Genomic DNA, 13,071 nt, shown 5'->3' with positions numbered 1-13,071 from the left:
GTAATGAACAACCATAAACGGCAAGGGAATCAGTTGGATGAGACATCTCTCTATTAAGTGGACTTTGACCGCAGCGCTCGCGCTGATGGTATTGATGATAGGACTGATAAGTGGATTGGGGTTTTATGCCAATCACACCAGCGGCCGAGCGCTTGAGGAGTTAGCCGATGTCAATGTTCGGTTAACCAATCTCGCCAACCGTACCCAAGTCAATGCACTCAGAGCACAAACGTTCCTGGACCGTTTTGCAAGCTTCAGTACGCAAGGCAATCCTGATAAAGGCCTGGAAAGCCTCCAACTGGCGATTGAGGCCGTAGCAATGGCCCAAGCGAATTTTGATGAATTCAGTGCGCTGTCGGTGCCAGAAGAGAGTGAGCTTGCCGGCTACCGTGAGGCTGTTGTTTTAAGCTACGAGGCATTTGTTACCGACGGCATTGTGCCCCTGCTGGAGGCTCCGCCGTTCCAGGTGCAGCGTCACCAGGAGGAATTAGGCGAGAGTGGTGTACGGCTGGATGAGGCCATGAACGGTTTTATCGCTTACACCGAGGCACGGGGGCAGCGCGTGATCGAGCAGGTGGGGAATTTGACCCAAACGGTCGGCGTGATTGCATTAGCGCTGCTCATCCTTTCGTTAGTGGCCGCCACTATTATCCGTATGGCTATGATGCACAGCGTCGTGCGCCCACTTAACCAGGCAATAGCGCATTTTGCCACCATTGCCGAAGGAGATTTGACCGACCGCATTGAAGCGCGAGGGCGTAACGAGGTGGGCCAATTGTTCAGCGCCCTGGCGGACATGCAGGCCAAGCTGAAAGCACTGGTGCACTCTCTACGCAGTAGTAGCGAGAGCGTTTTTAATGGCGCGGGCGATATCTCATCGGGCAGCCAGGACCTCTCTTCGCGCACTGAGCAGCAGGCATCTGCGCTGCAGCAAACAGCTTCCAGCATGGAGCAGATGTCAGCGACCGTGAGCAAAAACGCAGAAACCGCTCACACTGCAGACCAGCTGTCGATTGCTGCCTCTCAATCAGCGGAAGCTAGCGGCGAAGAAGTGCAGCGCACGGTACAGTTGATGCGTGACATTGCAGCCAGCGCAAGCCGCGTTAACGACATTATCGGGGTTATTGACTCGATTGCTTTTCAAACCAATATCCTGGCACTTAATGCATCGGTTGAAGCTGCTAGAGCCGGGGAACAGGGGCGTGGATTTGCGGTTGTTGCCAGTGAGGTGCGCTCGTTGGCTACGCGCAGTGCCGCCTCCGCCAAAGAAATTCGTGACTTGATTGGGCAAACAACATCACAAATTAACGGCGGCGCGGAACAGGCTGAACGCAGTGGACATACGATTCAACAAACGGTGCAGGCGATTGGGCAGGTAACCACGTTGATGAGCGAAATATCCACGGCAAGTCGTGAGCAGGATGGGGGCATTGAACAGATTAATGCCGCACTCACTGAAATGGATTCGGTCACGCAGCAAAATGCTGCTCTGGTGCAACAAACCAGTAGTGCAGCCAGCGCGCTTGAAGACCAGGCGCAGCAGTTAGCCACGTTGATAGCGACGTTTCGGCTAGATGAGCAAGCACCTGCCACCTCATCAAACCAACTGCCTGCGAAAACAGCCGTCATAAAAGAGAGCGTTGGCAAAGAGGGCGTTGGTAGAGAGAGCGTTGGTAGAGAAAGTATTGCTAAAGAGAGGGCAACTGAGGAGTGGGACGCGTTTTAACCGTTTTAACTGTTTTAACTACTCTAGCTGTTTTAAGAACGGGGGCTGGAGCCTGCCAGGGCTACAAAGCATGTTGCCCTGGCAGGCGGCCTGTAACAGGTTATACGTGGGCCGAGACGCGTAAGCGGACATAATCTGCTGTCCAGTTTCCTTGGCCATCTTTTAAGCTGTGGCCAAGAAGAATCATGGTGTTATCCATAATTGAGTCTCGAAGATCATCTTCTAATCCATGTAAAAACGGATTGGCGAAGGTTTCAAGCCAGCCTGCCATCCCCGCCGGTAACGCGGTAGGGCGCGGAAGCAGCTCAATTGAATCTACCTGAAAACCAACCGTTTGCAGCAGGTGCGCGTACTCTTCCGTGGTCGGAAAATACCAGGGGTGCCGACCGCGAGCGCTAATACCCCGAAACTGAAGCGAAGCAATGAGCGCGGTACAAATAGCCGCGACATTACCGTGCCCGCCAAACTCAGCCACGAACCGCCCACCCGGTTTTAAAGCACGCTTAACGCCAGAAAGAACAGCCTGAGGGTCCAGCATCCAATGCAGTGAGGCGTTACTGAAAACGGCATCAAATTCGTGGTCAAACGGAAGCTCATGGGCATCAACAACGCGAGCAGTAACGCCGCGTTGGCGTGCGGCTGTCACCATTTCCTCTGATGAGTCAATGCCTAATACATCAGCACCAAGATGCATTAAACGTTCGGTTAGTACGCCGTCGCCGCAGCCCAGATCCAAAATGCGCTGGCCTGGTTGTGGCGAGAGCAGCTTTACGACGTCACTGCCTAATTTGGGAACAAAATGGGCATTTTCCGCATATTGTCCGGCATTCCACTCTTGACCATAGGCATCAGATTTAATGTTATTCATGGCAGCTTCCTGGCATCGTTATGTTTCATCAGGGGATTATCAAAGAGTATAGCCTGAAGCGCTACAACATCCTTGTATGTAAAGAAAATTTCTTAACGCTAAGCGATTCCATTAGTGGCATATTTGTGACCTGCCGATAGCTGCTACCTTGATAGATAAACCAGCGAGTAGGGAGTTCAATAATGGCAGGCGGATGGGCAAAAGAGGGTGCCGAACAAGAGCAAATCGAAAGAACGCTGGATGATGCTGTCGAGCTTGCCCGCAGTCGGCTGCCGCAGGGCAAAAGCCGTAAGTATTGTGAAGAGTGCGATGAGGTGATTCCTGAGGCGCGCCGCCTTGCAGTCCCCGGGGTTCGGCTATGCGTTGTTTGCCAGAACGAGCACGACAAAAAACAGTCGAACGCTAGCAGCTATAATCGCCGAGGTAGTAAAGACAGCCAGCTTCGCTAAGCAAGCCCATGTTTGCGCTTATTGGATAAAAGCGTTTAGCAGTAGGCTATTAGCGTGCGGCTGTGCGATTCTAGTGTTGATAAGCGATACTGATTTATAAAGGCGAGGTACCATGAACGACGTTATTAAACTCTTGAAATCCCACCGTTCAGTTCGAAAATTCAAGGATCAGCCGATTGCACGTGAGCTTCTGATCGAACTTATCCAGGCGGGTCAAGGCGCGGCAACGTCCAGTCATGTTCAAGCCTATACGGTTATTCATGTTACAAATCCGGCTAATCGCGAGCAGATTGCTGAGCTAGCGGGTGGCCAGCCTTATATTGCCAGCTGTGCGGACTTTCTGGTCTTCTGTGCTGATATGAAGCGCCCAACCGAGGCATCTGAGCGGGCGGGCTCCAACGTTGTTCGAGGGATGACAGAACAGCTGTTGGTAGCCACGGTAGACACTGCTTTAATGGCGCAGAATGTTGCGACAGCTGCTGAATCAGAAGGGCTGGGCATCTGTTATATTGGCGGTATTCGCAATAACCCCCAAGCGGTTAGCGATCTGTTAAAGCTGCCTGAGCATGTTTACCCTGTATTTGGTATGTGCCTTGGCTATCCGTCTCATGAGTCGGAGGTAAAGCCCCGCCTGCCGGTTGAAGCGATCTTAAAAGAAGACTACTACAGCGACGACAGTGCGCAGGTGCAAGCGTTTGATGACACCATGCAGGCGTATTATCAGTCGCGTAGCAGTGGCAATAAAGACACCGATTGGTCACAAAACCTGAAGCCGCTGTTTGATAACAAACTACGACCCCATATGCGCGACTTCTTGATTCAGCGTGGCTTTGAAATGAAGTAGCCCAAACGGCACCTTGCTTATGACTGCCATCGCTCCTCTTCCTGATGCTTCATGAGTGATCGAATTCACTGCTACCAGCAGGTGGCAGTGATAATCTGGAAGCCGCCGTTTTTGAGGAAGCACTATGTGTAAGTTACGAACAGGGTATACGCGACAAACGGGCTTTGGCCTACTAATGGTGGTGACGATGTCGGCTGCAGGATGCAGCGGTTCCGAAGATGAACCCCCGAGTAATGTATCTGAACAGACAGCTACCAGCACGCAACCGGCTGACGCTTCTGTAGCGGAAGAGCCTGCGACCATCGTGCCCTTGGAAGTCGCTATTTCGACATCGGTTGCCTTGCGCCCTGATCGGCGCCTGATGGTGGAGGGAGAAACCAATCTACCTGATCAGGCGCAGGTGCAGGTTATTGTCGAGCGCGAAGTGAGTCGTGTGCGCTGGAGGGCGCGTGCGCGGGTTAGTGACGGAGGCTTTATTGCCGGTCCATTTGGTTCAGGGAGCGGTTTGCCGGATGGTGGCTATATCGTACAGGTGCAGCTTTCCGAAGCCAGTGTGCAGCCTCAAACCGTACAAGCCGTGATCGGTAATCGCGGGGAGAATTTGGCGGGAGAGCTGGTTAGCCAATCCCGCCATGGGTTGGGTCAAGTGGCCACCTACTCACGCCGTTTCTTGGTGGGGGAGGAGCCAAGACGAACACGTGACCAGGTGGAAGTGCATTAACATTTACGGGGATGTAGATGCTTTAGACAGAACGCCAATGGGCTAACAGTACCGCATGTATTTCTACGTCAGAAGGCGCTTTTGCAAAGTGCTCAAGTACAAAACGCTCATCGCGACTGACAAGATAATGCCCGGCTTTATGAAATACGTGCGTCGGGCCCAGCAGCAGTAAATCATTGGCTGCGACGGGTGAAAAGTCAGTGCCTGAATCTGGCGTTGCCATAACACAGGGTGCTTTCCAGTCGATATTTAACGCTAAATGGTGTGGAACGGTAATTGTCGTTGCTTGCACCTGTTCCCAGGGGAGGGGGCCAGTGTGTTTCAACGTCAACAGTTGAGGGGCGGTGTCGCCTTCCAGCAAGGTAGCAAGTGAACAATCCAACGCCTCGGCTAGAGCGACCAAACGCTCGTGACCAATTTGTTTAATTGCACCTGATTCCCAGTAGGAAATAGTAACATCCGACACGCCAACGTTACGTGCTAGGGCAGCTTTGTTGAGCTTGGCCCTAAGACGCAATTGCTTAATACGTGAGCCTAGCGATTCCATTTCGATTTCCTATAATTGAGCTGTGTAAGCTCGTTAAGTTTACTTCAACCACAGTTGCAGCGATGTGAGCACGCTTAGTGCGTTTAAGCACTTTTTATAAGCATGATCGCCGATCATCGACGCCGCGCCATACTAAGCGATTGTTCAGTGTCGCGCATCTTGTAATCTTATAACCGTATTACTTTTTGTAAGACGCTTTAATATGAAAGTCGTTCCATCTACAGCGCTGTTGGTTATGCGTAGGGTAGGTATAATATCGCTACGCTTTCTCGCTATAAGGATGTCTTGATGACCGTTCGTACTCGCATTGCACCTTCCCCGACGGGGGATCCCCACGTTGGCACGGCGTATATTGCGCTGTTCAATTTATGCTTTGCGCGTCAGCATGGCGGGCAGTTTATTTTGCGCATTGAAGATACGGACCGCGTACGCTCAACGCCTGAGTCAGAGCAGATGATTCTGGACTCCTTGCGCTGGCTTGGGTTGGAGTGGGATGAGGGGCCTGACGTTGGCGGCCCACACGGTCCGTACCGCCAAAGCGAACGTGGCGATATTTATGCGCAGCATGCTCAACAGTTGCTGGACGCTGGCCATGCGTTTAAATGCTACCGCACTGCAGAAGAGCTGGATGAGCTGCGTGAGTCGCGTAAGGCAGCAGGCTTGCATCTGGCGCTTAAGCCGGGTGACTTGGCTTTGGATGACGCAGAAGCTGCACGCCGGCAGCAGGAAGGCTGGCCTTATGTCGTGCGTATGAACGTGCCCAGCGAAGGTGTCTGTGTAGTAAACGATATGCTGCGCGGTACGATTGAAGTGGAGTGGGCACAAGTTGACGCGCAGATACTGCTCAAGTCGGACGGCATGCCTACTTACCATTTGGCGAATGTGGTAGATGACCATTTAATGGAAATCACGCATGTGCTGCGTGGCGAAGAATGGATTAACTCTGCACCCAAACACCAGCTGTTATATGAATACTTTGGTTGGGAAATGCCTGAGCTATGCCATATGCCGCTTTTGCGTAATCCCGACAAATCCAAGCTGTCCAAACGTAAAAATCCCACGTCGATTAATTTCTATCGTCGGATGGGCTTTTTACCTCAAGCGGTTACCAATTACCTTGGCCGTATGGGCTGGTCCATGCCGGATGAGCGCGAGAAATTTAGCTTACCCGATATGATGGCCGAGTTTGATATTCAGCGTGTATCGCTGGGCGGCCCGGTGTTTGATCTTGAGAAGCTTACCTGGCTCAACGGCGTTTATATCCGCGAGGACCTGGATGATGATGCGCTGCTTACTGCGCTGCGCGAATGGGCGTTTAATGATGCCTATGTAAGGCAAATTTTGCCCCAGGTACGTCCACGCGTAGAAACACTTTCACAAATCATGCCGCTAGCCGGGCACTTCTTCTCAGGCTTACCTACGCTTACAGAAGATGACTTCGCCAGTATTAAGCTGGAGAAAGACGAGTTAGTGAAATTGCTGCAGTTCCTGGTCTGGCGCTTCGAGGTGCTACCTGCCTGGGATAAAGAAGCGCTGCTGGCCGAAGTAAAGAGCTTGTCAGCGTACTTCGAGCTTAAAATGAAAGCATTCCTGGCGCCGATTTTTATTGCGATTACAGGTAGTAGCTCAAGCACGTCTGTTATGGATGCCATGGCGATTCTGGGTTCCGATATCACTCGTGCGCGTCTGCGCAACGCTATTGATGTGCTGGGTGGCGTTTCCAAGAAACAAGCGAAACGTTTTGAAAAAGAGTACCGCGATCTGTAAGTCGTTCAGCTAATGGCTGCAGGAAACGCCATTCTCCATTGACGTTAGGCGTCTGGCGTTTTTCTGGGGTATTAATGCGCTTGACGAAGACGAGCGTAATCAGTATTATACGCTCCGTCTTCAGGACATGTGGGGCCTTAGCTCAGCTGGGAGAGCGCAACACTGGCAGTGTTGAGGTCAGCGGTTCGATCCCGCTAGGCTCCACCATTTAGTTTGTTTGTCGTAACGTCCCATTCGTCTAGTGGTCCAGGACACCGCCCTTTCACGGCGGTAACAGGGGTTCGAACCCCCTATGGGACGCCATCTCTTTTATACTCTTCTATCCCCATATTGATGTAGTAATGAACTCTTTCATTTGCTGCGTTTTTTCCTGCCTGTTATCTAGCTGAGCCGCTAAATCCTCACTTTATTTGTGGTATTTTCGCTTGACTTGTCCACTTTTGGTGGTCCTTGCTAAAGGTTGTGCACAACCCTGTGCTGCATCCGCGAAAAATATTCGAATTAACTTATCTTGTTTAAAAACAGTGACTTACATGAGGTCAAAAAATGACCAATTTAAGGGGAGGTCACTGTTCATGGCGATTCAGGGGCATTTGTGAGAGGTTATGAACAAGGTTATCCACAGATAGTGTGGAAAACATTTTTCCAACCTGGCTCTTAAAAAAGTCAAGCGCTATTACGGCCTTTTGCTCGCTTTTTGACTGGCGTTTTCGTCTATTGATGAGGTGAAGCATGCGCGTTTGGAGAGGCGTTGTTGGATGTCGTGCTAATGAGGTCAGAATGCGCGTCTAGCGCACGTATTCGAACGTGTTTAGAGGGAGTGGCTTGCGGGAGTTATTAGGCTTGGAGAGCGGTCATATACAAGCAAAGACGCTTAAACAAGGAAGGCCACCCGTGGGTGGCCTTCTTGAAGATTAAACCATCGAAAATTATTTCGACGGGTAATCGCGTTGGTCATGGCCAGTGTAAAGCTGGCGCGGACGACCAATTTTATAGCTTTCGCTCAACATTTCGTTCCAATGGGAGATCCAGCCAATCGTGCGTGATACGGCAAAGATCACCGTGAACATATTGGTGGGGATGCCCATCGCTTTCAAAATAATGCCAGAGTAGAAGTCGACGTTCGGGTAAAGCTTGCGCTCGATGAAGTATTCGTCTTCAAGCGCAATTTGCTCTAGGCGTTTGGCAATTTTAAGCTGCGGGTCGTTCGCCATGCCCAGCTCGGCGAGTACTTCGTCGCAGGTCTCTTTCATTACCTTGGCGCGGGGATCAAAGTTGCGATACACGCGGTGACCAAAGCCCATTAGCTTGAACGGGTCTTCCTTGTCTTTTGCCTTATCAATGAAGCGTTGGATGTTCTCTTCAGAGTCGTCGCCAATCTCATCAAGCATCGCCAGTACGGCTTCGTTCGCACCGCCGTGTGCCGGGCCCCATAGTGCCGCAATGCCAGCGCTAATGCAGGCAAAGGGGTTGGCGCCGGTCGAGCCTGCCAAGCGTACGGTAGAGGTGGAAGCATTCTGCTCATGGTCGGCATGTAGCATGAAAATGCGATCCATCGCTTTCGCGTAAACCGGGTTGATCTTGTACTCTTCGCACGGGTTGCTGAACATCATGTAGAGGAAATTCTCTGCATAACTCAGGTCGTTGCGCGGGTAATTAAACGGCTGACCAACATTATACTTGTGCGACATGGCCGCCAGAGTAGGCATTTTGGCGATCAGGCGAATAGCACTAATAGTGCGGTCTTCTTCTTTAGTGATATCCATGTGGTCATGGTAGAACGCCGCAAGGCCGCCTACGACGCCGCACATAATTGACATGGGATGCGCGTCGCGGCGAAACCCTTTAAAGAAGTTGTTGATTTGGTCGTGCACCATCGTGTGATTACGAATGCGTGCAGCGAAGTCCGTGTACTGCTCGTCGTTGGGCAGTTCACCAAAAAGCAGGGTATAGCTCAGTTCAACAAAGTTGGACTCTTTAGCCAGTTGGTCAATAGGGTAGCCGCGATGCAGCAGTACGCCTTTGCCGCCGTCAATATAGGTGATGGCAGATTGGCAAGAAGAGGTGGCCATAAAGCCAGGGTCGTAGGTGAACAGGCCTTCCGCACCTAAGCCACGGACATCAATAACGTCTGGGCCAAGGGTGCCGGAGTACATGGGTAGTTCGATCGTTTTATCAAGACCGTCTACCGTCAATGTTGCTTTCCTGTCAGCCATGTTGGCCTCCTTTCGGATTCGGGTTGGGACGTAAAGTCATTGTTTCGCATGCCGCGCCGGCGAAAAGGTTTGCCCACTATAAGAGCGCGCGACATTTTGTCAATTATGCAAAGCGCTAGGCATGGGTGGTGCGTGTATGGTTATGCAAAATTATTATCTTAGACAATTTTTGTATATGGCAAATGATAGCTATAGTAACCAGGTGTCAGAGATTTGACGAATCCTTAACAGGCTTATCAAATTATCGTGACTCTGTCACTATATCGATGCTGCATTGCAAAATCGACTCGGGCGGGCTGCTTTTTTTTGCAACATAATTGAGTTAGGTCCGAGTTCGGTTTGTCAGCAGGGGCGAAGGTTCTTATAATCCACGGCGCGCGACCGGCAGGTAGGTGGTCGTGCCCGACTTGGCAAACGGCCGAGCCCCTTCCAGCAACCACTGCCCGCTCGGGCTATGCCCGACCTGTCGCAGAGCGGGCCAAGAGAGTGTGTATAAGCCGTGAATAGCAAACGACCCGTAAATTTAGATCTAACAACGATACACTTCCCACTTCCGGCACTGACGTCGATTGCCCACCGTATTACGGGGGTTATTCTGTTCGTTGGCCTGGTGTTCGCTTTTTGGGCGTTGGGTAAGTCACTTTCATCTCCAGCAGGCTTTGATGCCGTTAGCAGCGCACTTGCCAATAATTTATTGGCCAAGTTCATTGCTTGGGGACTGCTTTCTGCGCTGGCGTTCCATTTTGTAGCAGGGATTAAACACCTGTTAATGGATGCCGATATTGGTGTGACACTAGAAGGTGGTGTGCAAAAAGCACAGATCACCGTTGTGGTGAGTGCCGTTCTAATTATTCTGGCAGGAGTTTGGGTATGGTAACCAACGTCACAAGTTTTGGCCGAAGCGGACTGTCTGATTGGCTGATGCAACGCGTGTCTGCGGTGGTGCTGGCCGTTTACACGGTCTTTATGGTGGCCTATCTGTTGTTTAATCCAGACCTTGACTACTACACCTGGAGCGGCCTGTTTAACCAAACGTGGATGCGGATCTTCTCATTGCTGGCTTTTATATCCATTGCAGCACATGCCTGGATTGGCTTGTGGACCGTAACCACTGATTACCTTAAGTCCACTGGCCTGCGCGTAGGTGCCCAGACGCTAATTATTCTGGCTATCTTCGTGTACCTGGTTTGGGGCATTCAAATTCTGTGGGGAGCTTGATAAATGTCTAACCTTCGTAGCCTGACGTTTGACGCCATTATTATCGGTGGCGGTGGCGCTGGCCTGCGCGCTGCTTTAGAACTGGCGAAGTCCGGTAAACAAACAGCCGTCCTTTCCAAAGTCTTCCCGACACGCTCTCACACTGTCTCTGCCCAGGGCGGTATTACCTGCGCTATCGCGTCTTCTGATCCTAATGACGATTGGCGCTGGCACATGTACGACACTGTTAAAGGCGGCGACTATATCGCTGACCAGGACGCGTCGGAGTATATGTGCTCTGAAGGCCCGAAAGCTGTATTTGAACTTGAGCACATGGGCCTGCCGTTTTCGCGCTTTGATAATGGCCGCATCTATCAGCGTCCATTCGGTGGCCAGTCCAAGAATTTCGGTGAAGGCGGCCAGGCTGCGCGTACTTGCGCGGCGGCAGACCGTACCGGTCACGCACTGCTGCACACGCTTTACCAGAACAACCTTAAGAACAATACAACGTTCTTGAATGAGTGGTACGCGGTTGATCTGGTGAAGAATGGCAACGGTGACGTGGTGGGTTGTATCGCCATGTGCATTGAAACTGGCGAAGTTGTTCACGTTAAATCCAAAGCCACTGTATTGGCGACTGGTGGTGCTGGCCGAATTTACGCATCTACCACCAATGCCCTGATCAATACGGGTGACGGTATCGGTATGGCGTTGCGTGCGGGCTTCCCGATGCAGGATATGGAAATGTGGCAGTTCCACCCGACCGGTATTTACGGTGCGGGCACGCTGGTAACCGAAGGGTGCCGCGGGGAAGGTGGCTACCTGATCAATAAAGACGGCGAGCGCTTTATGGAGCGTTACGCGCCCAACGCGAAAGACCTGGCGGGTCGTGACGTTGTTGCGCGTTCCATGGTCATGGAAATTCTGGAAGGCCGCGGTTGTGGCGAGAAGGGTGACCACGTCTTCCTGAAGCTTGATCACTTGGGTGAAGAGGTGCTGAGCAAGCGTCTGCCAGGTATCGTTGAGCTTTCAAAGACCTTCGCCCATGTCGATCCAGCGAAAGACCCGATCCCGGTCGTGCCGACCTGCCACTATATGATGGGCGGTATTCCGACCAACATTCATGGTCAGGCGATTCTGCAGGACGAAAGCGGCAACGACCAGATCATCAACGGTCTGTTCGCCTGTGGTGAAGCAGCGTGTGTATCTGTTCACGGTGCTAACCGTCTGGGCGGAAACTCCTTGCTGGATCTGGTGGTGTTTGGCCGTGCCGCCGGTATGTTTATTGAAGGCGCGCTGAACGAAGGTATTGAGTACCTGGATGCCTCCGAGTCTGATATTGAATCAGCGATGAAGCGCATTACTCGTTGGAACGAGTCGGAAGGCGGTGAGAGCATTCCTGCGCTGAAAGCAGAGCTTCAGGACATCATGCAGAACTCTTTCGGTGTATTCCGTGAAGAGAAAAACATGCTGGAAGGCGTTGAGAAGCTTGCTAACCTGCGCAGCCGTATTGCCAATGCTCACCTGCCTGATAAGTCCAATGCTTTCAACACGGCCCGTGTAGAAGCGCTGGAACTTGATAACCTGATGGAAGTGGCCGAAGCGACGGCAATTGCCGCCCTTGAGCGTAAAGAGAGCCGCGGTGCCCATTCACGTTACGATTACCCAGACCGTGATGACGTCAACTGGCTGAAACACTCGCTCTACTTCCCGCTCACCAAAGAGCTGAAGCAGCGCGACGTCAACTTCAAGCCGAAAACTGTTGATACGTTCGAACCCAAGGTTCGTACCTACTAAACTCCGCATTGACGAGAGGGAGTTATAATGTCCAATCTTCAGGTATCCGTATACCGTTACAATCCGGAAACCGACTCCGCGCCCTATATGCAGGAGTTCCAGGTTGATACCAAAGGGCGCGATGTCATGGTGCTGGATGTTCTTCATATGATGAAAGAACAGGACAGTGGTCTGGCATTCCGTCGTAGCTGCCGCGAAGGCGTTTGCGGCTCTGATGGTATGAACATGAACGGCAAAAACGGCCTGGCGTGTATTACACCGCTGTCAGATGTTGTGAAAAACAACAAGCTGATCCTGCGCCCGCTGCCTGGTCTGCCGGTTATCCGCGATATGGTTGTGGATATGGGGATTTTCTATAAGCAGTACGAGCGTATTCAGCCGTACCTGCAAAATGAAACGCCAGCGCCCGCCATTGAGCGCCTGCAGTCGCCCGAAGACCGTGAAAAGTTGGATGGCCTGTACGAGTGCATCTTGTGTGCTTGCTGCTCTACGTCTTGCCCGTCGTTCTGGTGGAACCCGGACAAGTTCGTAGGACCTGCTGGCTTGCTGCAGTCTTACCGCTTCCTGGCGGATTCGCGCGATACCGCAACCCGCGAGCGTTTGACCAGCCTGGAAGATCCGTTCTCGGTGTTCCGCTGCCGCGGTATCATGAACTGCGTAGCGGTTTGCCCGAAAGGCTTAAATCCGACGCGGGCCATCGGTAAAATTCGCGAAATGCTGCTCGCAGATGCAACATAAACGCCTTGTGAGTCAATAAAAAGCGATTGCCACGCAACAAGTCTCGTTTTACTACTTAAATCGTGGCGCTTCGCTTGTTATCATAGGGCTTGTCATAAGGTGCGGCGCGTCGCCGCACTTTATGAGCAGTCAAGTTTAAAAGCCGGTGCTGCGAGTACCGGCTTTTGAGCATGAACTGAGTAAGAATAGCAATTAAGAAAT

At 51.8% G+C, this 13,071-nt stretch carries 12 protein-coding genes and 2 tRNA genes; 11 read left to right on the top strand and 3 right to left on the bottom strand.

The features are described from left to right. Positions 1 to 37 precede the first annotated feature (37 nt). On the top strand, positions 38 to 1,726 hold the full coding sequence (locus ACT3T6_RS00455; protein WP_193054816.1) for a methyl-accepting chemotaxis protein: 1,689 nt from the start codon (positions 38 to 40) through the stop codon (positions 1,724 to 1,726). A 100-nt stretch (positions 1,727 to 1,826) separates the two neighbouring features. Here the strand turns inward: ACT3T6_RS00455 and ACT3T6_RS00450 are convergent, their stop codons facing one another. Continuing rightward, entirely contained in the window at positions 1,827 to 2,594 is a 768-nt protein-coding gene (locus tag ACT3T6_RS00450; protein WP_193054817.1) for a class I SAM-dependent methyltransferase, read from the bottom strand. 182 nt (positions 2,595 to 2,776) lie between these two features. Here ACT3T6_RS00450 and ACT3T6_RS00445 point away from each other — a divergent pair, with 182 nt between their 5' ends. From ACT3T6_RS00445 to ACT3T6_RS00435, 3 genes are all read left to right on the top strand, one after another. Then, the gene (locus tag ACT3T6_RS00445; protein WP_172117214.1) at positions 2,777 to 3,043 is read left to right on the top strand and encodes a DksA/TraR family C4-type zinc finger protein; all 267 of its coding nucleotides are present in this window, start codon (positions 2,777 to 2,779) and stop codon (positions 3,041 to 3,043) included. A gap of 112 nt (positions 3,044 to 3,155) precedes the next feature. Continuing rightward, positions 3,156 to 3,887 (top strand): oxygen-insensitive NADPH nitroreductase, encoded by a 732-nt coding sequence (gene nfsA, locus ACT3T6_RS00440; protein WP_193054818.1) that lies wholly within the window; start codon positions 3,156 to 3,158, stop codon positions 3,885 to 3,887. Between the two features lie 124 nt (positions 3,888 to 4,011). Beyond that, on the top strand, positions 4,012 to 4,608 hold the full coding sequence (locus tag ACT3T6_RS00435) for a hypothetical protein (protein ID WP_226912096.1): 597 nt from the start codon (positions 4,012 to 4,014) through the stop codon (positions 4,606 to 4,608). A 22-nt stretch (positions 4,609 to 4,630) separates the two neighbouring features. On the opposite strand, the gene ACT3T6_RS00430 is transcribed toward ACT3T6_RS00435, so the two are convergent. Continuing rightward, positions 4,631 to 5,155, bottom strand: a complete 525-nt coding sequence (locus tag ACT3T6_RS00430; protein WP_087106281.1) for a helix-turn-helix domain-containing protein — start codon at positions 5,153 to 5,155, stop codon at positions 4,631 to 4,633. A 288-nt stretch (positions 5,156 to 5,443) separates the two neighbouring features. Here ACT3T6_RS00430 and gltX point away from each other — a divergent pair, with 288 nt between their 5' ends. From gltX to ACT3T6_RS00415, 3 genes are all read left to right on the top strand, one after another. Then, a complete protein-coding gene (gene gltX, locus ACT3T6_RS00425; RefSeq protein ID WP_193054819.1) occupies positions 5,444 to 6,922 on the top strand; it encodes a glutamate--tRNA ligase in 1,479 nt (492 codons plus the stop codon). Between the two features lie 131 nt (positions 6,923 to 7,053). After that, positions 7,054 to 7,129: transfer RNA gene (locus ACT3T6_RS00420), tRNA-Ala, on the top strand. Between the two features lie 20 nt (positions 7,130 to 7,149). After that, positions 7,150 to 7,225, top strand: a tRNA-Glu gene (locus tag ACT3T6_RS00415). A 626-nt stretch (positions 7,226 to 7,851) separates the two neighbouring features. Here ACT3T6_RS00415 and gltA read toward each other — a convergent pair. Then, complete coding sequence (gene gltA, locus ACT3T6_RS00410; RefSeq protein ID WP_172117211.1) at positions 7,852 to 9,138, bottom strand: citrate synthase; 1,287 nt, start codon at positions 9,136 to 9,138, stop codon at positions 7,852 to 7,854. 499 nt (positions 9,139 to 9,637) lie between these two features. Here gltA and sdhC point away from each other — a divergent pair, with 499 nt between their 5' ends. Genes sdhC through ACT3T6_RS00390 form a run of 4 tightly spaced genes read left to right on the top strand, consistent with a single transcriptional unit; the run spans position 9,638 to position 12,870 of the window. After that, positions 9,638 to 10,015: a succinate dehydrogenase, cytochrome b556 subunit gene (sdhC, locus tag ACT3T6_RS00405; RefSeq protein WP_087106275.1), complete on the top strand. Its 378-nt coding sequence runs from the start codon at positions 9,638 to 9,640 to the stop codon at positions 10,013 to 10,015. Continuing rightward, the gene (gene sdhD / locus ACT3T6_RS00400; protein ID WP_172117210.1) at positions 10,009 to 10,356 is read left to right on the top strand and encodes a succinate dehydrogenase, hydrophobic membrane anchor protein; all 348 of its coding nucleotides are present in this window, start codon (positions 10,009 to 10,011) and stop codon (positions 10,354 to 10,356) included. The genes sdhC and sdhD overlap by 7 nt, the downstream gene beginning before the upstream one ends. A 3-nt stretch (positions 10,357 to 10,359) precedes the next feature. Further along, positions 10,360 to 12,132: a succinate dehydrogenase flavoprotein subunit gene (sdhA, locus tag ACT3T6_RS00395; protein ID WP_172117209.1), complete on the top strand. Its 1,773-nt coding sequence runs from the start codon at positions 10,360 to 10,362 to the stop codon at positions 12,130 to 12,132. Between the two features lie 27 nt (positions 12,133 to 12,159). Then, positions 12,160 to 12,870, top strand: a complete 711-nt coding sequence (locus ACT3T6_RS00390) for a succinate dehydrogenase iron-sulfur subunit (protein WP_087106268.1) — start codon at positions 12,160 to 12,162, stop codon at positions 12,868 to 12,870. The last annotated feature ends 201 nt before the right edge of the window (positions 12,871 to 13,071 follow it).

Origin of the sequence: Halomonas sp. 72 (assembly GCF_052379785.1) — a bacterium.
GTDB classification, from domain to species: Bacteria; Pseudomonadota; Gammaproteobacteria; order Pseudomonadales; family Halomonadaceae; genus Vreelandella; species Vreelandella citrativorans.
The sequence above is the reverse complement of the archived record's forward strand: the minus strand, read 5'-3'. Positions and strand labels throughout refer to the sequence as shown.